The sequence below is a fragment of the Actinomadura bangladeshensis genome (genome assembly GCF_004348335.1).
In the GTDB taxonomy this organism is placed as follows: Bacteria; Actinomycetota; Actinomycetes; order Streptosporangiales; family Streptosporangiaceae; genus Spirillospora; species Spirillospora bangladeshensis.
The window spans coordinates 1-20,889 of the sequence record NZ_SMJW01000146.1; the positions used below are offsets into that span (position 1 = coordinate 1).

At 74.9% G+C, this 20,889-nt stretch carries 18 protein-coding genes; 12 read left to right on the forward strand and 6 right to left on the reverse strand.

Annotation, left to right across the window (positions count from 1 at the left end; genetic code table 11):
* Positions 1-593: hypothetical protein (locus E1284_RS25270; RefSeq protein WP_131942625.1), on the reverse strand; the 593-nt coding region annotated here is incomplete at its 3' end.
* 130 nt (positions 594-723) lie between these two features.
* Between E1284_RS25270 and E1284_RS25275 the strand changes: the two genes are divergently transcribed.
* From E1284_RS25275 to E1284_RS25285, 3 genes are all read left to right on the forward strand, one after another.
* On the forward strand, positions 724-1,677 hold the full coding sequence (locus E1284_RS25275) for an aldo/keto reductase (RefSeq protein ID WP_131942626.1): 954 nt from the start codon (positions 724-726) through the stop codon (positions 1,675-1,677).
* Complete coding sequence (locus E1284_RS25280) at positions 1,674-3,560, forward strand: helix-hairpin-helix domain-containing protein (protein ID WP_243714742.1); 1,887 nt, start codon at positions 1,674-1,676, stop codon at positions 3,558-3,560. Before E1284_RS25275 ends, E1284_RS25280 begins: the two co-directional genes overlap by 4 nt.
* 82 nt (positions 3,561-3,642) lie before the next feature.
* Positions 3,643-4,326 (forward strand): hypothetical protein, encoded by a 684-nt coding sequence (locus E1284_RS25285; protein WP_131942627.1) that lies wholly within the window; start codon positions 3,643-3,645, stop codon positions 4,324-4,326.
* Between the two features lie 82 nt (positions 4,327-4,408).
* Here the strand turns inward: E1284_RS25285 and fabI are convergent, their stop codons facing one another.
* Positions 4,409-5,194, reverse strand: a complete 786-nt coding sequence (gene fabI / locus E1284_RS25290) for an enoyl-ACP reductase FabI (protein WP_131942628.1) — start codon at positions 5,192-5,194, stop codon at positions 4,409-4,411.
* Between the two features lie 5 nt (positions 5,195-5,199).
* Entirely contained in the window at positions 5,200-5,904 is a 705-nt protein-coding gene (gene fabG, locus E1284_RS25295; RefSeq protein WP_131942629.1) for a 3-oxoacyl-[acyl-carrier-protein] reductase, read from the reverse strand.
* A gap of 149 nt (positions 5,905-6,053) precedes the next feature.
* Between fabG (E1284_RS25295) and E1284_RS25300 the strand changes: the two genes are divergently transcribed.
* Both E1284_RS25300 and E1284_RS25305 read left to right on the forward strand, forming a co-directional pair.
* Positions 6,054-7,553 carry a TldD/PmbA family protein gene (locus tag E1284_RS25300; RefSeq protein ID WP_131942630.1) on the forward strand — a complete coding sequence of 500 codons (1,500 nt, stop codon included), beginning with the start codon at positions 6,054-6,056 and terminating at the stop codon, positions 7,551-7,553.
* Positions 7,550-8,938, forward strand: coding sequence for a metallopeptidase TldD-related protein (locus tag E1284_RS25305; RefSeq protein ID WP_131942631.1), 1,389 nt, complete (start codon positions 7,550-7,552; stop codon positions 8,936-8,938). The genes E1284_RS25300 and E1284_RS25305 overlap by 4 nt, the downstream gene beginning before the upstream one ends.
* A gap of 114 nt (positions 8,939-9,052) precedes the next feature.
* Here the strand turns inward: E1284_RS25305 and E1284_RS25310 are convergent, their stop codons facing one another.
* Entirely contained in the window at positions 9,053-9,265 is a 213-nt protein-coding gene (locus tag E1284_RS25310; RefSeq protein WP_131942632.1) for a dodecin, read from the reverse strand.
* A gap of 73 nt (positions 9,266-9,338) precedes the next feature.
* On the opposite strand from E1284_RS25310, the gene E1284_RS25315 reads away from it, so the two are divergent.
* The 6 genes from E1284_RS25315 (at position 9,339) to E1284_RS25340 (ending at position 16,323) form a co-directional block, all read left to right on the forward strand.
* Positions 9,339-9,701, forward strand: a complete 363-nt coding sequence (locus E1284_RS25315; RefSeq protein ID WP_131942633.1) for a DUF3099 domain-containing protein — start codon at positions 9,339-9,341, stop codon at positions 9,699-9,701.
* Positions 9,702-10,251: 550 nt separating this feature from the next.
* Positions 10,252-11,544 carry a protein kinase domain-containing protein gene (locus E1284_RS25320; RefSeq protein ID WP_131942634.1) on the forward strand — a complete coding sequence of 431 codons (1,293 nt, stop codon included), beginning with the start codon at positions 10,252-10,254 and terminating at the stop codon, positions 11,542-11,544.
* Between the two features lie 148 nt (positions 11,545-11,692).
* Positions 11,693-13,699, forward strand: a complete 2,007-nt coding sequence (locus E1284_RS25325; protein WP_165965425.1) for a substrate-binding domain-containing protein — start codon at positions 11,693-11,695, stop codon at positions 13,697-13,699.
* A gap of 110 nt (positions 13,700-13,809) precedes the next feature.
* Positions 13,810-14,961 carry an acyl-CoA dehydrogenase family protein gene (locus tag E1284_RS25330; protein ID WP_131942636.1) on the forward strand — a complete coding sequence of 384 codons (1,152 nt, stop codon included), beginning with the start codon at positions 13,810-13,812 and terminating at the stop codon, positions 14,959-14,961.
* A gap of 47 nt (positions 14,962-15,008) precedes the next feature.
* On the forward strand, positions 15,009-15,749 hold the full coding sequence (gene fabG / locus E1284_RS25335) for a 3-oxoacyl-ACP reductase FabG (protein ID WP_425544455.1): 741 nt from the start codon (positions 15,009-15,011) through the stop codon (positions 15,747-15,749).
* Positions 15,733-16,323: a TetR/AcrR family transcriptional regulator gene (locus E1284_RS25340; protein WP_131942638.1), complete on the forward strand. Its 591-nt coding sequence runs from the start codon at positions 15,733-15,735 to the stop codon at positions 16,321-16,323. Before fabG (E1284_RS25335) ends, E1284_RS25340 begins: the two co-directional genes overlap by 17 nt.
* 7 nt (positions 16,324-16,330) lie before the next feature.
* On the opposite strand, the gene E1284_RS25345 is transcribed toward E1284_RS25340, so the two are convergent.
* Positions 16,331-17,113 carry a helical backbone metal receptor gene (locus E1284_RS25345; protein ID WP_131942639.1) on the reverse strand — a complete coding sequence of 261 codons (783 nt, stop codon included), beginning with the start codon at positions 17,111-17,113 and terminating at the stop codon, positions 16,331-16,333.
* A 10-nt stretch (positions 17,114-17,123) separates the two neighbouring features.
* Complete coding sequence (gene icmF, locus E1284_RS25350; protein WP_131942640.1) at positions 17,124-20,366, reverse strand: fused isobutyryl-CoA mutase/GTPase IcmF; 3,243 nt, start codon at positions 20,364-20,366, stop codon at positions 17,124-17,126.
* A gap of 64 nt (positions 20,367-20,430) precedes the next feature.
* Here icmF and E1284_RS25355 point away from each other — a divergent pair.
* A partial coding sequence (locus E1284_RS25355) for a MarR family transcriptional regulator (RefSeq protein WP_243714744.1) occupies positions 20,431-20,889 on the forward strand: 459 nt, incomplete at its 3' end.

Here is a 20,889-nt window from a genome sequence, read left to right on the forward strand (position 1 = left end):
GGGGCGGCCAGCAGGACCGCCCACAGGTGCGACTCGGCGCCCTGCGACTCCAGCCGCCGCCGCATGCGGTCCACGCCGCCGCGGGTGGGCAGCGCCAGCCAGACCAGCAGCGGGTAGCCGGCGGCGAACCCGGCGACGAACACCGCCTCGCTGTGCGCGACCATCGCCAGCGGCAGGCCGATCAGGATGACGCCCTCGGCCAGCGCGAACCGCAGCAGCACCGCCTGCCGGAACATCATCAGCGCGGCCCGCGCCGCCGCGGCGGGCTCGGCGCCCGGCGGCATCGGGCGCGGCGCGCGGGGGCCGGCCAGCAGCGCGACGAGCGCGGCGGCGGCGAGCGGCGCGTAGACCCACGGGGGCGCGGCGTCGCGGCCGTCCCGCACGATCAGCGGCATGATCGCCAGGATGAGGACGGGCGCGGCGAGCAGCACCAGCATCATCGCGCGCAGCCGGCCGAGCTCGGTGCCGGCGCGCAGCGAGGCGAGGTAGCCGGGGTCGTCGCCCGGCCCCGCGCCGAAGACCGGCGCCATGTCCGGGCCGCCGTCGCCGTCCGGCGACTTCGGCGAGTACATCGAGAACGGGGGTGGCGCCATGGCTGCGCACTTTAGCCCGGCGGCGGCCCCGGCAGTAGATCCCACCAGGATCTTTGCGCCGTGGGCGGATCCGCGCCGGCCGATCGCTCACTTTCCGCGCGCCCGGCGCGGACCGCTACATTGACCGCCTATGAAGGAGCGTCACCTCGGGCGGAGCGGGCTGCTGGTGTCCCGGCTGGGTCTCGGCACCATGACCTGGGGGCAGGACACCGACCCGGACGAGGCCGCTGCGCAGCTCGTCGCGTTCGTGGACGCCGGGGGGACGCTCGTGGACACCGCGGACGTCTACTCGGGCGGCGTCGCCGAGCGGATCCTCGGCCACCTGCTGCGCGACACCGTCGACCGGGACGGCCTGGTCGTCGCGACGAAGGCGGCGATCCGGCCGAACGGCCGCTACGACGGGTCGCGCCGGCACCTGCTGCGCGCCCTGGACGCCTCCCTGGACCGGATGGACCTCGACCACGTCGACCTGTGGCAGCTGCACGTCTACGACCCGGCGACGCCGCTGGAGGAGACGCTGTCGGCGCTGGACGAGGCCGTCGCGTCCGGCCGCACCCGCTACGTCGGCGTGTCGAACTACGCGGGCTGGCAGGTCGCCAAGGCCGCCGCGTGGCAGCGGGCCTGGCCGGGCCGCGCCCCGGTGGTGTCGGCGCAGCTGGAGTACTCGCTGCTGCGCCGCGACATCGAGCGGGAGGTCGTGCCGGCCGTGCTGGACGCCGGGGCGGGGCTGCTGCCGTGGTCGCCGCTCGGCCGGGGCGTGCTCACCGGCAAGTACCGCACCGGCATCCCCGCGGGGTCGCGCGCCGCCGCCCCGCACTTCGCCGAGTTCGTCCAGCCCTACCTCGACGAGGAGTGCGCCCGGATCGTGGAGTCGGTGGTGACCGCCGCCGAGGGCCTCGGCCGCTCGCCGCTCGCGGTGGCGCTGGCGTGGGTCCGCGACCGGGAGGGCGTCGCCGCCCCGGTGGTCGGCGCCCGCACCGCCGCGCAGCTCGGCGCGATCCTGGAGAGCGAGGACCTGACGCTGCCGAACGAGATCCGCGGCGCGCTCGACGACGTCTCCGACACAGCTACGGGAAGCCCGTGACCGACAGCCCTGACCACTCCCGCGACCAGCCCTCCGCCGCCGAGCGGGCCGCGCGCGCCGCCGCGGCGATGCGCGCCGCCGAGGCCGCCGCCGCGGATCTCGACGGCCGCGCCGCGCCCGCGCCGCCGCCCGACCGGCCGGCGCGGCCGCCGGCCCGCGGCGCACAGGACGGCCTGCGCGCCCTCGCGGAGCTGTTCGCCTCCGCGGGCGTGCCCGCGCCGCTGGCGGCGCCGGCCGCCGCGCGGCTCGGCCCGGACGCCGCCGAGCGGCTGCGCGCCGACCCGTGGGGGCTGCTGCGGGTGCCGGGCGTCCGGCCTGAGCAGGCCGACCATTTCGCGCGGGCCGTCCTCGGCGGCGGCGCCGGGCCCGGCGACGTGCGGCGCGGGCGGGCGCTCGTGCTGCACCTGCTGACCGAGGCGGCGCGCGGCGGGCACACCGTCACCCCCGCCGCCGAGGTCCTCGCGGCGCTGGAGCGCGCCGGCGTGCCCGACCCGCGCGCCGCCGTGGACGCCGCGCTGGACGAGGCCGAGGTGCTGTCCCTCACCGAGGAGCCCGGGTTCGACGAGGAGTCCTTCGAGGAGGACGCCGAACCGGAGGAACCGGAGGAGATGCTCGGCGCGGCGCGCTGGGCGCTCGCCGAGGAGGCCGCCGCCGAGGGGTTCCAGCGGCTGACGCTCACCGCGGTGCCGCTGCTGGACGACGCGGCCGTCAAGGCCCTGCGGGACGGGCTGCCCGAGGACCGGTCGCTCGCGCTGACCGCCGCGGTGCGCACCGGGGTGAGCATCCTGCGCGGCGCGCCGGACGACCTCGCGGCGGCCGTCCTCGGCATCGCCGGCGCCGCCGCGGGCGCGGGCCTGCGGACCGCCGTCGCCGCCCCCACCGACCGCGCCGCCGCAGACCTCGGCGCCCCCGAGGGGGTGGCGGTCACGAGCCTGCACCGGCTCCTGGAACCGCGCGACGACCCGGCGGCGGCCCCCGGCGCCGTGGTGTACGGGCGCGGCGAGCGGCACCCGTTCGACCTCGACCTGGTCATCGTCGCCGACGCCGCGCAGCTCGACGTCGAGCTGTGCGCGGTGCTGGCCGAGGCGTGCCCGGACGGCGCCCACCTGGTGCTGTGCGCGGAGCCGGGCGCCGCGCCGCCCGCCGGGCCGGGCCGGCCGCTGGACGACCTGGAGGCGTCCGAGACCGTCCCGGTGGTCGCGCTGGACGCCGCGCCGCCGTCCGGTCCGCTCGGGACGCTGGTGGAGGCCGTGCGCGGGGGCGACCTGCCCGCCGTGGACGCGCCCGGCCGGGAGGTCGTCGTCGTGCCCGCCGCCGACCCCGGTGAGGCGGTGCACCGGGCCGTCCAGCTCGTCACCGACTCGATCCCCCGCGCGCTCGGCATCCCGGTCGGGGACGTCCAGGTCGTCACGGCCGCCGCGGGCGGCCCGGCGGGCGCCGGGGCGCTCAACGCGGCGCTGAAGGCCCGGCTGAACCCCGGGCCCGGCGCGTTCGGCGGGATGGACCCCGGCGACCGGGTGGTCGTCAACGCGCCGCTCCCCCAGGCGGCGGTCGGCGAGACGGGCGTGGTGACCGGCGGCGGCCCGCACGGCCTCGACGTCGACTTCCCCGCCGGGCCGGCCGTGGTCGCCCCGGCGGACGCGTCCCGGTTGCGGCACGGCTGGGCGGTGCCGGCGGCGCGGGCGCGCGGCACGCGCCGGCCCGCGGTCGTCGCGGTGCTGCCCGCCGGCGGGCTGTCCCGGCCGCTGGTGGCCGGCGCGTTCGGGCTGGCGCGCCGGCACCTGTCGGTCGTCCAGGCGGCCGGGCCCGCACTGGCCGGGGCCGTGCGCGAGACCGGGGCGGCGCCGCGCCGCACGCGGCTCGCGACGCTGGTCGTCCAGTGAGGTCGCGACAGGGTAAAGAAACCCCCGTGTCGCGGTTTACGGACGGCCCCGTATGGGACACGATGTCAACAGGGTCAGGCCCGTGAGGGCCGTGCACGGCATCGGGTGGAGGATCGACATGCGCCAGCGGGTCAGGCGGCTCGGAACGGCTTCGGCGGCGGTCTCGGCGGGGGCGCTCGTCCTGGTGCTCGCCGCGCCGGCGTCCTCCGCGGCCGCGGAGGAGTGCAAGAAGGGCGTCGACCCGGAGACGACGATCGAGAACTGGAAGTGCAACCTCGGCAACCTGCGCGAGGCGCTCACTCCGAAGACCCCGGCGCCGGCGCCCACCCCGACGCCCACGCCGAAGAAGACCGCCGCGAAGACGACGAAGAAGACCGCCAAGAGCACGCCGGCGAAGAAGGCCGCGAAGGCCCCGCGCAAGCCGTCGGCGCCCGCGGCCGGCGGGGCCGCGGGCGCGTCCGGGCCCGCGCCCATGACGGACGCGGGCGGTCTGAAGCCGTACTCCGGTCAGGCGCCGTCCGCGGCCACCGGGCTGCCGGGCGTCCTGCCCACCCCGGAGATCGCCGCGGACCCCAACGGCTACCGGACTACCGCGGGCGGCACCGCCGCGATGCCGCAGACGCGGCTCATCTCCCCCGTCGCCGCCTCCGGGCAGGACAACGGCCAGCTGCTGCTCGTCGCCGCCGCGGCGGGCGCCGCCGGAGCCGTCGGCGCCCTGAACATCAGCGTCGCGGGCCGCGCCCTGCGCCGCCGCAGGGCCCGCTAGCGACCGGCGCCGCGGACACCGACGAGCCGGCGCCGCCCCGCGGGGCGGCGCCGGCTCGTCGTTGGTCCGGAGGCGTCGCCCGCTAGTAGGCGGCGCCGATGGCGTGGATGCCGCCGTCGACGTGGACGATCTCACCGGTCGTGGCGGGGAACCAGTCCGACAGCAGCGCCGCGCACGCGCGGGCGGTCGGCTCGCTGTCCTTGATGTCCCAGCCGAGCGGGGCCGCCTTCGGCCACATGTCCGTCATGCCCTCGAAGCCGGGGATGCTCTTGGCGGCCATCGTGGCGAGCGGCCCGGCGGCGACGAGGTTGACGCGGATGCCCTGCGGGCCGAGGTACTTGGCGAGGTAGCGGGCGCACGACTCCAGGCCGGCCTTCGCCACGCCCATCCAGTCGTACACCGGCCACGCCTTGGTGGCGTCGAAGTCGAGGCCGACGACGGACCCGCCGTCCTCCATCAGCGGCAGGCACGCCATCGTCAGCGACTTCAGCGAGTACGTGGAGGCGTGCACGGCGGTCGCCACATCGTCCCAGGACGTCTCCAGGAAGTTGCCGCCGAGCGCGGTCTGCGGCGCGAACCCGATCGCGTGCACGACGCCGTCGAGGCGGTCGAACCCGTGCTCACGCAGGTTCCCGGCCAGGGCGTCCAGCTGCTCGGTGTTCATCACGTCGAGCTCGATCACCGGCGGCGGGTCGTCCGGGCCGGACGGCAGCCGCTTGGCGGTCCGCGCGGTGAGCGTGGGCCGCGGGTAGGCGGTCAGCACGACCTCGGCGCCCTGCTCCTGCGCGATCCGCGCGACGTGGAAGCCGATGGAGGCGTCGGTGAGGACGCCGGTCACCAGGATGCGCTTGCCTTCGAGAATTCCCATGGTCGTCAGTGCCCCATTCCCAGTCCGCCGTCGACCGGGATCACGGCCCCGGTGATGTAGGCGGCGTCCTCGCTCGCCACGAACCGCACCGCCTTCGCGATCTCCTCCGGCCGCGCGATCCGCCCCAGTGGGACCGCCGCGGTGATGGCCTTCTGCTGGTCCTCGCTGAGGACCGCCGTCATGTCGGTGTCGACGAACCCCGGCGCCACCACGTTCACCGTGATGTTGCGGGAGCCGAGCTCGCGGGCGAGGGAGCGGGCGAACCCGACCATGCCCGCCTTGGACGCGGCGTAGTTGGACTGCCCCGGCGAGCCCATCAGCCCCACGACCGACGACACCAGCACGATCCGGCCGGTGCGCTTGCGCATCATGCTCTTCACGGCCCGCTTCGCGACCCGGAACGAGCCGGTCAGGTTGGTGTCGAGCACCGAGGTGAACGACTCCTCGCTCATGATCGCCAGCAGCGTGTCCTTGGTGATCCCCGCGTTGGAGACGACCACCTCGACCGGGCCCTGCTCGGCCTCGACCTTGCTGAACGCGGCGTCGACGTCCTCGGCGTCCGTGACGTCGCAGCGGACGCCGAACAGCCCCTCGGGCGGCTCGCCCGACCGGTAGGTGACGGCGACCGCGTCGCCCGCCGCGGACAGCTCGCGGGCGATGGCGAGGCCGATGCCCCGGTTACCGCCGGTCACGAGGACAGAGCGACTCATCACGGACCCTCTCGTCTGCTTGCGTACTGTGACTTGCGGCACGACCCTAGCGGCCCGCACCCCGCCCTGCGGATGTGCCGAACCGACAAGATCCGCCGACCCGGCTTTGTTCTCGATCACCCGCCGGGCCTGCGGGTAGGTTGCTGAAGGTGCATGACATCGATCCCGCCTTCACCGCGCTGCCGCTTCGCGCGCTGGCCGACGCGGCCCTCACCCGGGCCCGGGAGCTGGGCGCCGAGCACGCCGACTTCCGCCTCGAACGCATCCGCAGCCAGACGCTCCGGCTGCACGACGCCGCCCTGGAGACCGCCCTGGACGCCGACGACGTCGGCCTCTCGGTCCGGGTCGTCAAGGACGGCACCTGGGGCTTCGCCGCCGGCATCGACCTCACCCCGGACGGGGCGGCGCGCGTCGCCGCGCGGGCCGTCGAGGTCGCCGCCGTCGCGCGGCCCGTCAACCGCGAGCCCATCGAGCTGGCGCCCGAGCCCGTCCACGGGGAGCGCACCTGGGTGTCGGCGTACGAGACCGACCCGTTCGAGGTGCCGACCGCCGACAAGATCGCGCTGCTCGCCGGGTGGAGCCGCCGGCTGCTCACCGACGACCGCGTCGACCACGTGGACGCGACGCTGCTGCAGGTCAAGGAGAACAAGTTCTTCGCCGACCTCGCCGGGACCGTCACCACCCAGCAGCGCGTCCGGCTGCACCCGGTCATCAACGCCGTCGGCATCGCCGGCGGCCTGTTCGACACGATGCGGACCCTCGCCCCGCCCGCCGGGTACGGGTGGGAGTGGCTGTCCGGCGAGCACTGGGACTGGGACGGCGAGCTGGCCCGCATCCCCGAGTTGCTCGCCGAGAAGCTCGCCGCCCCGACGGTCGACCCGGGCGCCTACGACGTCGTCGTCGACCCGTCCAACCTGTGGCTGACCATCCACGAGTCGATCGGGCACGCCACCGAGCTGGACCGGGCGCTCGGCTACGAGGCCGCCTACGCCGGCACCTCGTTCGCCACGCCCGACAAGCTCGGCACCATGCGGTACGGCTCCGAGGTCATGAACATCACCGGGGACCGCACCACCGAGCACGGCCTCGCCACCATCGGCTACGACGACGAGGGCGTGGCGACGCAGTCGTTCGACATCGTGTCGGAGGGCCTGTTCACCGGGTACCAGACCGACCGGCGCATCGCCCGCCTCACCGGCGCCGAGCGCTCCAACGGCTGCGCGTTCGCCGACGCCGCGTCCAGCATGCCGATCCAGCGGATGGCGAACGTCTCGCTGCGGCCCGCCGAAGGCGGCCCGTCCACCGACGAGCTGATCTCCGGCGTGGAGCGCGGCGTCTACATCGTCGGCGACAAGAGCTGGTCGATCGACATGCAGCGGTACAACTTCCAGTTCACCGGGCAGCGCTTCTACAAGATCGAGAACGGGCGGCTGGCGGGGCAGTTGCGCGACGTCGCCTACCAGGCCACCACGACCGACTTCTGGAACTCGATGGAGGCGGTCGGCGGCCCGCAGACCTACGTGCTCGGTGGCGCCTTCAACTGCGGCAAGGGCCAGCCGGGGCAGGTCGCGCCGGTCAGCCACGGCTGCCCGGCCGCGCTGTTCCGCGGCGTCAACATCCTCAACACGCTGAAGGAGGCGGGCCAGTGACCGGCATCAGGCCGCAGGAGGCCGTCGAGCGGGCCCTGGCGCTGTCCCGGACCGACGACTGCATCGTCATCGCCGACGAGGCGAGCACCGCGAACCTGCGGTGGGCGGGCAACACCCTCACCACCAACGGGGTGACCCGCTCCAGCCGCCTCACCGTCATCGCGCTGCGCCACACCGCCGACGGCGTCGCGGCGGGCGCGGTGTCGCGGTCGGCGGTCGGCGCCGACGGCATCGAGGACCTCGTCCGCGCCGCCGAGGCCGACGCCGCCGGCAACGACCCCGCCGAGGACGCCGGGCCGCTCGTCACCGAGGGCCCGGCCGGCGCCGGCGGGTGGGACGACGACCCGGCCGAGACCGGCATCGGCGTGTTCGAGGGCTTCGCGCCCGCGCTCGGCGAGGCGTTCGGCGCCGCGCAGGCCGGCGACCGGCGCCTGTACGGGTTCGCCAACCACGTCCTGACCTCGACGTTCCTCGGCACGTCGGCGGGGCTGCGGCTGCGGCACGACCAGCCGACCGGGCTGCTGGAGCTGAACGCCAAGGGCGCGGGCGGCTCGGCGTGGGCGGGCGTCGGCACCCGCGACTTCGCCGACGTGGACGTCGCCGCCCTCACCGGCGGCCTCGCCCGGCGGCTGGAGTGGGGCGAGCGGCGGGTGGACCTGCCCGCCGGGCGGTACGAGACGATCCTGCCGCCGTCCGCCGTCGCCGACCTGATGATCTACCTGTACTGGTCGGCGGGCGCGCAGGACGCGCACGACGGCCGGACGGTGTTCAGCGCCCCCGGCGGCGGCACCCGCGTCGGGGAGCGGCTCGCGGCGCTGCCCGTCACGCTGTCCAGCGACCCGGCCGCCGCCGGGATGGAGTGCGCCCCGTTCGTCGTCGCGCACGCCTCGGGGCGCGAGGCGTCGGTGTTCGACAACGGGCTCCCGCTCGGCGCCACCGACTGGATCCGGGACGGGAAGCTCGCCTCCCTCACCCAGACCCGGCACTCGGCCGCGCGGACCGGGCTGCCGGTCACCCCGCCCGTCGACAACCTGGCGCTCACCGGCCCGGACGGCGGCGCCGCGCTGGAGGAGATGGTCGCCCGGACCGAGCGCGGGCTGCTGCTGACGTGCCTGTGGTACATCCGCGAGGTCGACCCGCAGAGCCTGCTGCTGACCGGCCTCACCCGCGACGGCGTCTACCTCGTCGAGGACGGCGAGGTCGTCGGGGCGGTGAACAACTTCCGGTTCAACGAGAGCCCCGTCGACCTGCTGTCGCGGCTCAGCGAGGTCGGGGAGACCGGGCCGACGCTGCCGCGCGAGTGGTCCGACTACTTCACCCGCGCGGCCATGCCGCCGGTCAGGGTCCCCGACTTCAACATGTCGACGGTGTCCCAGGCGTCCTGACGCCCCGCAGGGCCCGCCCCGGCCGCGGGGCGGGCCCTGCGGGTCCATGGCGGGCGCGCCGCGGCCCGGGGCGAGCGCGCCGCGTCGGCGGGGGGCTCGGGCCTCCTCGGGGGCTCAGGCGTCCTCCAGGCGGAACCCGACCTTCATCGTGACCTGGAAGTGGGCGACCTCCCCGTCCTCGATCTGGCCGCGGACCTCCTTCACCTCGAACCAGTCCAGATGGCGGAGGGTCTCCGAGGCGCGCCTGACGCCGTTGCGGATCGCGGTCTCGACCGACTCGGGGGAGGTCCCCACGATCTCCGTCACCCGGTACGTGCGATCGGTCATCCGTTCCTCCCGATGCGTTGTTTTGACCCGTACTGCAGTCGCAGGCCGGACTCCATGGGCTTACCGTGGAAACGTGAAGGTCAATCCCCGCCACCAGCGGGAGCCGGAGGTCTACACGGTCACCGACGCTCCCCGCCCCATGTCAGAGGACATCGGATACCGGCAGCGCCGGTACCTGATCTCCATGGGCGTCCGCACGGTCTGCTTCGGCGGCGCGGTCGTGGCCGCGGTCGCGGGCGCGCCGTGGTGGCTGGCGGTGCTCCTGGTGGTCGGCGCCGCCCTGCTCCCCTACATCGCGGTGATCTTCGCGAACGGGGGCCGGGAGCCGACGACGTCGGCCGTGTTCGACGACCGCGCGGCGCACGATCACGGGAAGCCGACCCTGGAGCCGGAACAGAAGCCCGATTCCGGACAGCGACCGGAAATCGGGTCGTGACATTCTCTTGACTAACTGCGGGGGGTTTCGGTGTACGATTTGTACCGGCGCTCTGGTCCCCCGTCGGAGCGCCCGTGCCGGTGTTCCGGGCCCCCGTCGGAACACCGATGATGCGGCGCCGGGTGGATTGCCCCCGTATCCACCCGGCGCCGCTTTTCATTGCCCGGGGTCTCCGCCGGGGCTTCCCCGGCCCGCGCGGCCGCCGGCGGCCGGCGTCCCCGTGACCCGCCTTTGACCGGCGTCCGGGCGGAAGCACATTCGTTCGAGAAGGGCAAGGCCCTGGCCTGGCCTGCTCCGGCCACGGGCCGAAACCCGGTCGATCCGAACTTTTCGCCCGCGGATCCGCGGGCGGGCGCGATGTTCCGAGCCGGACGCCCCCGGACGGCCCCCGGACGGCCCCCGGACGGCCCCCGGACGGACTCCGGGCGGACTCCGGACGGACTCCGGACGGACTCCGCCGGCGCGCCCGGCCGTGGACCGATCCGTTCCGGGGCGCGCTGCGTACTGCTGAGCGGCGACGACACCATCCCCGCGCCCGAGGGGAGGCCCCGTGGACCCGGGATTCCGGCTGGACGGCCGCTACCGCATGGAACACCGCGCCGGACGGCGCGGCCCGGCGGAGGTGTGGCGCGCGCACGACGAGCTGCTCGCCCGCCGCGTCGCGGTCGCGCTCGTCGCGGTGCCGCGCGAGCGGCGGGCGCTGCGGCGTCGGCTGCGGGACTCCGCCCGCGCCGCCGCCGCGCTCGCGCACCCCGGCATCGCGACCACCTACGACTACGGGGAGGCCGGCGGCCCCGGCGGGGAGTCCCTCACCTACGTCGTGACCGAGGACCTGACCGGCGAGTCCCTGGCGGCGCGGCTGGAACGCGGCCTGCCGTGCGCGCAGGAGGCCCTGTCCGTGTGCGCCGAGGTCGCGGACGCGCTGGCCGCCGTCCACTCCTGCGGGGTCGTCCACGGCGATCTGAGGGCCGGGCAGGTGCTCCTCACCGAGGACGGTGTGAAGATCCTCGGGCTCGGCATCGCCGGAGCGGCCGGCGCCGGCGGGGCGGAGGCGGCGCGGGACGGCGAGCCGGGCCAGGCCGAGGACGTGCGGGCGTTCGGCGCGCTCCTCGCCGCGTGCCTGCCGGACGCGGGCGCGCCGCCGGAGAGCGGGCTGCCCGCGGAGCTGGCCGCGCTCGCGGACCGCTGCCGCGCCGCCGAGCCGGGCGAGCGCCCGCCGGCCGCCGAGGTGGCCCGCGCGCTGGCCGCGCGCACCGCGGCGGCCGCCGTCCTCCCGCCGGCGGACGCTCCCGGCGGGCGGCGGGCCGGTCCGCGGCGCGGGTACCGCCGGTTCCGGCGCGCCGCGGTGCTGGGCGGCGCGGCCGCGGCGGTGCCGGCGCTGGCGCTCGCCCCGCTGGCGGTGGTCCTGCCGACGCTGCGGGACGCGCCCGGCGGTGTCGCGCTGCCCGCACCGCCGCGCCGGTCCGCGCCGCCGCACTCCCCCGCGGACGGCCGGGGCGCGCTCCCGCCGGTTCCGGCCGCGCCCCCCAGGCCCGCGCGCGCGGCCCGTCCGGCGGTCCCGGCGGCGGACACGCGGGCGCAGGCGGTTGGCGCGCTCGCCCGGATGCGCCGCGCCATCGACACGGGCATGGCGGCGGGCGAGGTCGGCCCCCGCTTCGGCACCGACCTCGCCACCCAGGTCAGCACGCTGCTCAACGAAGTGGACGGCGGCGAGCCGGTGGACCTGCCGCGCCGGGTGGCGGCGCTGCGGTCGGCGCTGGCGGGACGGGCGCCAGGCGACGTCGCCCCCGAGCGCGCCGCCGGCCTGTCCGCGCTGCTCGCCGAGATCCCCGTGCGGCCCTGACCGGCCGGGCCCCTTGACGGGAGGCGCCGATGAGACGAACATCACACCTGGCCAGTTATGAGACAGATCGTTCATGTGTCTCACGACGGCCCGTCACGACACGGCGCGACGCGGCCCGGTACCCCCGTCCGGGAAACGGAGATCGGCGATGAGCGGACACGACGACGTGCCCGAGTGGGCACCCCGGAACCTGCCGGAGACGGGCGCCGGCGACGCGCCCCGCGCCTTCCTCGGCGCCTCCGATCCGGGCGGGCCGCCCGGCGGCCGGTGGGAGCCGCCGCGGCCGGAGGCCGGCGAGCCCTTCGACGCCTTCCGCCGGCCGGACCGCGCGCCCCGCCCGCCTGGCCCGGCGCACGCCGCCGCGAGACCGCCGCGGCGGCGCCGCCAGACCGCCGCGCGGCGCCCGCCCCGCCGGGTCGGCGGCGTCCTGCTCGGCCCCCTCGCCGGCGCGATCGGCCTGGTCCTGCTCACCGGCGCCGGCGCCTACGCGCTCGGCATGGGGGGCGGCGACTGCGCCGGCGGCGACGCCGTCACGGTCGGCGTGGCGGTGGCGCCGGACGTCGCGCCCGCGGTGATCCGGGCGGCCGGCCGGTTCAACGACGCCCGGCACGAGGTGGACGGGCGCTGCGCCCGCGCGCGGGTGCGCACCACCGCGCCGGACGCCGTCGCGACGCTGCTGTCGGGCAAGGGCGTGGCCGGGGTGACCGAGCGGCCGGACGTCTGGATCCCCGACTCGTCCCTGTGGCTCGAGCTCGTCGAGGGCTCCGGGCAGGGCGGGGCGGCGCCGGCCGTCCTCGGCGGGGTCGCCGCCACCCCGATCGTCCTGGCGATGCCGCGCGGGCTCGCCGTCCAGCTGCGGAACCTCGGCGCGCCCGAGCAGCCGTCCTGGACCGAGCTGCTGGCCGCGGCGGGCACGGCCTCGAACGGCGACGGCGGCCCGGCCGCCGGGACCGGGGACGGGGTGATCCCGCCGCGGCTGTTCCGGCTGCAGGTCCCCGATCCGGGCCGCAGCGCCACCGGCATGGGCGCGCTGATGCTGGCCGGCGCGCTGCTCGCCGGCGCCCCCGGCGGCGAGGCCGGGTTCGCGGGCGTCGTCCGGACGATCCGGGAGGGCGTCGCGGTCTCGGTCAAGGCGGAGTTCGACGCGTTCGACCCCGCCGTCGGCAAGGACAAGGGCGGCCGCTACCCCGTCGCGCTGGTGCCCGAGCAGGCGCTGTTCGGCTACAACGCGCGGCGGCCGGCCGAGCCGGCGGTCGCCGTCTACCCGGCGGAGGGGACGGTCTACCTCGACCACCCCGTCGCCGTCCTGTCGGCGGACCGCGCCAAGGCGGGCGCGGCCCGGCTGCTCTGGCGGGCGCTCGCGGACGAGGCCGCCCGCGAGGACGTCCAGCGGCTCGGGTTCCGGGCGCCCGGCGGCGCCGCGCCCGCCGCCTTCTCCGCGGCGAACGGCGTGAACCCCCGCGCGCCGAAGGCGCTGCCGGCGCCGTCCACCGCCGAGGTGCGCCGCACCATGCAGTCGTGGGCGCAGCTGTCGCTGAGCATCCGGATGCTCAGCATCATCGACGTGTCCGGGTCGATGGACGAGCAGGTGGCACCGGGCGTCACCCGGCTGCAGTCGACGGTCCGCACGGCGCAGGACGGGCTGTCCCTGCTGCCGGACGACACCGAACTCGGCCAGTGGGTCTTCTCCACCAGGTTGAGCGGCGACCGGGACTGGCGGGAGCTGGTCAGCGTCGGGCCGCTCGGGCAGCGGCTCGGCTCGGCCACCCGGCGCCAGCGCATGCTGAGCGCGTTCGCGCAGATCAGGGTGAAGGAGCACGGTGACACCGGCCTGTACGACACGGTCATGGCGGCGTTCGACTACATGAAGCGGACCTACAAGCCGGAGTACGTGAACTCGATCCTGCTGTGGACGGACGGACGGAACGAGGACCCGGGCGGCCCCACGCTCGGCGAGACGCTCGACCACATCCGCCGCGAGTACGACCCGGAGCGCCCGGTCCTGATCAACATGTTCGGCAACGGCGACGACGTGGACGTGGGCGAGCTGCGGCAGATCGCCCGGCTCACCCGCGGCGACGCCTACGTGGCCGAGACGCCCGGGCAGGTGCAGGCCCTGTTCCTCAAGGCGCTGTCCCAGCGGGTCAGCCCCTGATCCGGGCCGCCTTCGTAGTTGATTCTAGAACTACATTCGAGTTAAGTTAGCGTTCCGCTAGTAGCACCCTGCTGGCGGCACCCTGCTGACTGCACGAGAGGGGCCACGGCGTGCGCCGCACCGTTTTCAATGAGGACCACGAGGCGTTCCGGGACACGATCCGGGCGTTCATCGAGGCCGAGGTCGCCCCGGTCTACGAGGACTGGGAGAACGCCGGCCACCCGCCGCGCGAGTTCTACTACAAGCTCGGCGAGCTGGGCGTGTTCGGCATCCAGGTGCCCGAGGAGTACGGCGGCGCGGGCGAGACCAGCTTCAAGTACCAGGCGGTGGTCTCCGAGGAGTGCGCCCGCGCGGGCGTCGGCTTCGGCGGCTACGGGGTGCACGTCAACCTCGTCCTGCCCTACCTGCTGAAGTACGGCAACGACGAGCAGAAGAAGCGCTGGCTGCCGGCGTTCGTGTCCGGCGAGATGATGACGGCCATCGCGATGACCGAGCCGGGCACCGGCTCCGACCTCGCCGGCATGCAGACCACGGCGAAGAGGGACGGCGACCACTACGTCCTGAACGGCGCCAAGACCTTCATCACCGGCGGCGTCCTCGCCGACCGGGTCCTCGTCGTCGCGCGGACGTCCCCCGCCACGCCGGAGAACCGCCGCGCGGGCCTGTCGATCCTCGCCGTCGACACCAAGAGCGAGGGCTACGCCGTCGGCCGCAAGCTGGAGAAGATCGGGCTGCGCAGCTCCGACACCGCCGAGCTGTCGTTCAGCGACGTCCGGGTGCCCGTCGAGGACCTCCTCGGCGAGGAGGGCCGCGGGTTCGAGTACCTCACCCACAACCTGGCCGAGGAGCGGCTCGGCATCGCGACCAGCTCCTACGCCTCCGCCGCCGCCGCGGTCGAGTTCGCCCGCAGGTACGTCCAGGAGCGGACGGTCTTCGGCAAGACCGTGTCGTCGTTCCAGAACACCAAGTTCGTCCTGGCCGAGTGCGCCACCGAGGTCGAGGCGGCCCGCTCCCTCGTCGACCGGTGCATCGAGGCGCTGGACGCCGGCGAGCTCACCCCCGCCGACGCGGCCGTCTGCAAGCTGTTCTGCACCGAGGTGCAGGCCCGCGTCGTCGACAAGTGCCTGCAGCTGCACGGCGGCTACGGCTACATCCTGGAGTACCCGATCGCGCGCCTGTACGCCGACGCCCGCGTCACCCGCATCTACGGCGGCACCAGCGAGGTGCTGAAGACCATCATCGCCAAGGACATCCAGGTCTGACGGACGTCCAGGTCCGAGGGAGGGGCAGCGCAATGACTGACACCCGGGTGGCGCTCGTCACCGGCGCGGCGCGCGGCATCGGCGCCGCCACCGCCGTGCGGCTGGCGAAGGAGGGCTTCGCCGTCGCGGTCTGCGACCTCGACGAGGCCGCCTGCGCCGGCACGGTCGAGGCGATCACCGAGGACGGCGGGACGGCCCTCGCGGTCGGCGTCGACGTCGCCGACTCCGCGGCGGTGTCCGCGGCCGTCGCGCGCGTCGCCGCCGAGCTGGGGCCGCCCGTGGTGCTGGTGAACAACGCCGGCATCACCCGCGACAACCTGCTGTTCAAGATGTCCGACGACGACTGGGACTCGGTCATGTCGGTGCACCTGCGAGGCTCGTTCCTGATGAGCCGCGCCGCGCAGGAGCACATGACCAAGGCCGGCTGGGGCCGGATCGTGAACCTGTCGTCGGTGTCGGCGCTCGGCAACCGCGGCCAGGTCAACTACTCGGCGGCCAAGGCGGGCCTGCAGGGCTTCACCAAGACCCTCGCGATCGAGCTCGGCAAGTTCGGCGTGACCGCCAACGCGATCGCGCCCGGGTTCATCGCCACGGAGATGACGGCGGCGACCGCCGCCCGCGTCGGCGTCGACTTCGAGGACTTCAAGGCGGCCGCCGCCAAGGAGATCCCCGTCCGCCGCGTCGGCGTCCCCGAGGACATCGCGGGGACGGTCGCGTTCCTGGTCAGCGAGGACGCGTCGTTCGTGTCCGGCCAGGTGATCTACGTGGCCGGTGGTCCCCGCGCGTGAGGGGGCGGCCCGCGGGCGGGACCGGGAGGCGACCGAGGAGTCGCTGCGGGCGGCGGCGGTCGCGCTGCTGCGCCGCGGCGGCGTCCTCGCCGGGCTGAACCTGCGGCAGGTCGCCGACGAGGCGCGCGTCAACCGCGGTCTGGTCTACCAGTACTTCGGGTCGCGGCGGTCGCTGCTGCGCTCGGCGCTGTTCCACCGGTCGCGGCCGAACGCCGAGGACGCGGTGGACGCGGCCGGGCTGCCGCTGCGCGAGCGGCTGTCCCGGCTGTTCTGGACGAGCCTGCGCAACCCCGAGCCGGTGCGGCTGGCGACCCTGCTGGTCCTGGACGGCGACGACCGGCCCCGCGTCCTGCTGAACCGGGGCGCGGGCCGCGCCGACCTCGCCGCCGAGGCCGCGCGGGGCGAGCTGCCCGTCGCGGACGTGGAGGCCGTGCAGGCGGCGATCGCGTCCACGATCTACGGGTACACGCTGCTGCGCGAGCACCTGGCGCACGAGATCGGCATCCCGGCGGAGGAGCTGGACAAGCGCATGGCCGGGTGCGTGGAGGCCATGTTCGCCCGCCCGCCCGGCTAGGCCGCGCTCAGTACCTCCGCGCCCCGGCGAGCTGCCGCGACAGTGCCGCCGGGGCGCCGGCGAGCGACGGGCCGTACCAGGTGAGGTGCCGCCCGTCCACCAGCGCCGCGTCGAGGCCGGGGAAGGACTCGGGGCCGTCGTCCTCGGTGAACCGGTACGGCTCGTCGGGCAGGACGACCAGGTCGGCGCCCGCCGAGTTCAGCTCGGCGTGCAGCTCGTCCAAGGGGATCTTGGGGTAGCGGTCCGGGTGGTCCGCGTAGACGTTGGACACGCCGAGGCGGCGCAGGACGTCGCCGGTGAAGGTGTCGCGGCCGACGACCATCCACGGCCGCCGCCAGATCGGGATCACGGCCGTCCGCCGCGGGCCGGGGGTGAGGTCCGACCAGACGCGTGCCGCCTCGTCCAGCCAGCCCGGCACCGGGACCCGGCAGGCCTCCGCCAGCATGCGGCGCAGCGACACCAGGGCCTCGTCCACGGTGCGGATCTCCGTCATCCAGACCGTGATGCCCGCCGCGCGCATCGCCTCGATGTCGGCGGGGCGGTTCTCCTCGGTGTTGCCCAGGACGACGTCGGGCCGCAGCCCGGCGATCCTCTCCACGTCGGGGTTCTTCGTGCCCCTGACGCGCGGCACGTCCAGCCCCTCGGGATGGGTGCACCAGTCGGTGGCCCCGGCGAGCAGGTCCGGCGCGGTGACCGCGACCGTCTCGGTCAGCGACGGGACGATCGACACGACCCGGCGCACCCGGTCCGGGACGGGGACCGGGCGGCCGGTGTCGTCGCGGGGCGTCACAGCCCGCTCCTCAGACGTTGCGGCGGTACTGGCCGCCGACCTCGAAGAACGCGTCGGTGATCTGCTGGAGGCTGCACACCCGCGCCGCGTCCATCAGCACGGCGAACACGTTCTCCCCGGCCCGCGCCGCCTCCTTCAGCGCGGCGAGGGCGGCGCCGGCGTCCTCGCGGTGCGCGTCCTGGTAGGCGCGGACGCGGTCGAGCTGGGAGCGCTTCTCCTCCTCGGTGGCGCGGGCCAGCTCGATCGTCTCCGGCGTGCCGTCCGACGCCTCCGGCGGGCGGAAGGTGTTCACGCCGATGATCGGCAGGGAGCCGTCGTGCTTGCGCTGCTCGTACAGCATCGACTCGTCCTGGATGCGGCCCCGCTGGTAGCCGGTCTCCATCGCGCCGAGCACGCCGCCGCGCTCGCTGATGCGGTCGAACTCGGCGAGCACCGCCTCCTCGACGAGGTCGGTCAGCTCGTCGATGATGAACGACCCCTGCAGCGGGTTCTCGTTCATCGCGAGGCCCCACTCCCGGTTGATGATCATCTGGATGGCGAGCGCGCGCCGCACCGACTCGGCCGTCGGCGTCGTCACGGCCTCGTCGTAGGCGTTGGTGTGCAGGCTGTTGCAGTTGTCGTAGATGGCGATGAGCGCCTGCAGCGTCGTCCGGATGTCGTTGAAGTGCATTTCCTGCGCGTGCAGGGAGCGCCCGGACGTCTGCACGTGGTACTTGAGCTTCTGGCTGCGCTCGTTGGCTCCGTACCGGTCGCGCATGGCGACGGCCCAGATGCGGCGTGCCACGCGCCCGAGGACGTTGTACTCGGGGTCCATGCCGTTGGAGAAGAAGAACGACAGGTTGGGCGCGAAGTCGTCGACGTCCATGCCGCGCGCCAGGTACGACTCGACGTAGGTGAATCCGTTGGCGAGGGTGAACGCGAGCTGGCTGATGGGGTTCGCCCCGGCCTCGGCGATGTGGTAGCCGGAGATCGACACCGAGTAGAAGTTGCGGACGCCGTTGGCGATGAACCACTCCTGGATGTCGCCCATCATCCGCAGCGAGAACTCGGTGGAGAAGATGCAGGTGTTCTGCCCCTGGTCCTCCTTGAGGATGTCGGCCTGGACGGTGCCGCGCACGGTCGACAGGACGCGCGCGCGGATCTCGGCGGCCTCCTCCTCGGACGGCTCGCGCCCGTGCTCCTCGTAGAAGGCGTCGAGCCCCTGGTCGACGGCGGCGTTGAGGAAGAACGCCAGGATCGTGGGCGCGGGCCCGTTGATGGTCATCGACACCGACGTGGTCGGCGACGACAGGTCAAACCCGTCGTACAGGGCCTTCATGTCGTCCAGCGTCGCGATCGACACGCCGGACGTGCCGACCTTGCCGTACACGTCGGGACGCTCGTCGGGGTCCCGCCCGTACAGGGTGACCGAGTCGAACGCGGTCGACAGCCGGGTGGCGGGCTGCCCCTCCGACAGCAGCTTGAACCGGCGGTTGGTGCGGAACGGGTCGCCCTCCCCCGCGAACATGCGGGCCGGGTCCTCGTTGTCGCGCTTGAACGGGAACACCCCGCCGGTGAACGGGAACCGGCCGGGCAGGTTCTCGTTCCGCAGGAACCGCAGCAGTTCCCCGTGGTCGGTGTAGCGGGGCAGCGCGACGCGCGGGATGCGGCTGCCCGACAGCGATTCGCGGGTGAGCTTGGTGTGCAGCTCCCTGTCGCGGATCCTCACGACCTGCTCGTCACCGGAGTAGGACTCCACGACGGCCGGCCAGCCCTCGATCAGCTCGGCGCTGCCCGGCTCGACGGCGCGGCGCGCCTTCTCCAGGAGCTCCTCGACCTCGGACGCGTCGGTCAGTTCGGCGCGCACCTCGTCCAGCCGCTGGACGCGCCGCACCGCATCCATCTGCTTCAGCGTGGCGTCGTGGTAGCCGCGCACCGTCTCGGCGATGTCCGACAGGTAGCGCACCCGTCCGGGCGGGATCACGGTCGCGGCGCCGGTGGAGGTCTTCGTCGCGACCTCCGGCAGGGCGCCGTCCTCCAGTTCGAGCCCGTGCTCGCCGAGCAGGCCGCCGAGATGCCGGTAGAGGGCCGTCACGCCGTCGTCGTTGAAGGTGGCGGCGCTGGTGCCGTAGACGGGCATGTCCTCGGGCCGCTGCCCGAACGCCTCCCGGTTGCGGACGAGCTGCCGGGACACGTCCCGCAGCGCGTCCGCGGCGCCGCGCCGCTCGAACTTGTTGATGGCGACCACGTCCGCGAAGTCGAGCATGTCGATCTTCTCCAGCTGGGACGCGGCGCCGAACTCCGGCGTCATCACGTACAGCGACACGTCCACCAGCGGGACGATCGCGGCGTCGCCCTGGCCGATGCCGGGCGTCTCCAGGATGACGAGGTCGAACCCGGCGGCCTTGCAGGCGGCGACGATGTCCTCGATGTTCTCCGGCAGCTCCCGCGCGCCGCGCGTCGCCAGCGAGCGGAAGAACACCCGGTCGCCGTCCAGGGAGTTCATCCGGATCCGGTCGCCGAGCAGCGCGCCGCCGCCGCGCCGCCGCGTCGGGTCCACGGCCAGCACCGCGACGCGCAGCCGGTCCCCCTGGTCGACGCGGAACCGCCGCACGAGCTCGTCGGTCAGGGACGACTTCCCGGAGCCGCCGGTGCCGGTGATGCCGAGCACGGGCACCCGCCGCTCCGCGGCCGCCGCGCGCAGCCGCGCCAGGTCGCCGTCCGGCAGTTTCCCCGCCTGCAGGCAGGTGACGGCCCGCGCGAGAGCGCGCCGCTCCCCCGCCAGCACGCCGTCCACCGGGACGGGCTCGGCGGCGAGGTCGACGTCGCACTCGCGCACCAGCTCGTTGATCATGCCGGGCAGGCCGAGGCGCTGCCCGTCCTCCGGGGAGAAGATCCGCACGCCCGCCCCGGACAGCCGCGCGATCTCCTCGTGGACGATCACCCCGCCGCCGCCGCCGAACACCTTCACCTGCTCGGCGCCGGCCTCCTTCAGGCTGCGCGACAGGTACTCGAAGTACTCGACGTGGCCGCCCTGGTACGAGCTGATCGCCACGCCCTGCGCGTCCTCCTCCAGGACGGCGTCGACGACCTCGCGCACCGAGCGGTCGTGCCCCAGGTGCACCACCTCGGCGCCCTGGGACTGCAGGATGCGCCGCATGATGTTGATGGCCGCGTCATGGCCGTCGAACAGCGCCGCCGCGGTCACGAACCGGACCGGATGCACCGGCGCGTGCAGCTCCCCCGTCACCGTCCCACCCCAAACTTTGGACATCCAATATTTGGAAGTTAAAATAGTTTCCGTGCGCGGACGAGTCAAGACGGCATACGGTGATGCGGTGCCCGACACCCCCGATCCCATCGCCGAGGCCCACCGCCAGTGGAGCGCCCGCTGGCCCGAGCACGCCGACCGCATGGCGGCCGTCACCTCCGTCATGCGCGCCCAGCAGCTCCTGCTCGGGCGCATCGAGGCCGTCCTCAAGCCGTACGGCCTGACGTTCGCCGCCTACGAGGCCCTCCGCCTGCTCGCCTTCACCCGCACCGGCACCCTCCCGATGGGCAAGATGGGCGTCCGCCTGATGGTGCACCCCGCCTCGGTCACCAACGTGATCGGGCGCCTGGAGCGCCGCGGCCTGGTCGGCCGCGGCCCCTCCCCCGACGACCGCCGCGTCGTCCTCGCCACCATCACCCCCGCCGGCCGCGACCTCGCCGAAGAGGCCACCGCCGCCCTGAACGAGTCCGGCTTCGGCATCGCCGACGTCCCCGCCGCCCAGGCCGCCGACATCACCACCGCCCTC

Excerpts from the sequence above, each read along its gene's own strand:
- icmF (WP_131942640.1), bottom strand. The coding sequence starts at position 20,366 with ATGTCCAAAGTTTGGGGTGGGACGGTGACGGGGGAGCTGCACGCGCCG.
- E1284_RS25325 (WP_165965425.1), top strand. The coding sequence starts at position 11,693 with ATGAGCGGACACGACGACGTGCCCGAGTGGGCACCCCGGAACCTGCCG.
- fabI (WP_131942628.1), bottom strand. The coding sequence starts at position 5,194 with ATGGGAATTCTCGAAGGCAAGCGCATCCTGGTGACCGGCGTCCTCACC.
- E1284_RS25275 (WP_131942626.1), top strand. The coding sequence starts at position 724 with ATGAAGGAGCGTCACCTCGGGCGGAGCGGGCTGCTGGTGTCCCGGCTG.
- fabG (WP_131942629.1), bottom strand. The coding sequence starts at position 5,904 with ATGAGTCGCTCTGTCCTCGTGACCGGCGGTAACCGGGGCATCGGCCTC.
- E1284_RS25310 (WP_131942632.1), bottom strand. The coding sequence starts at position 9,265 with ATGACCGATCGCACGTACCGGGTGACGGAGATCGTGGGGACCTCCCCC.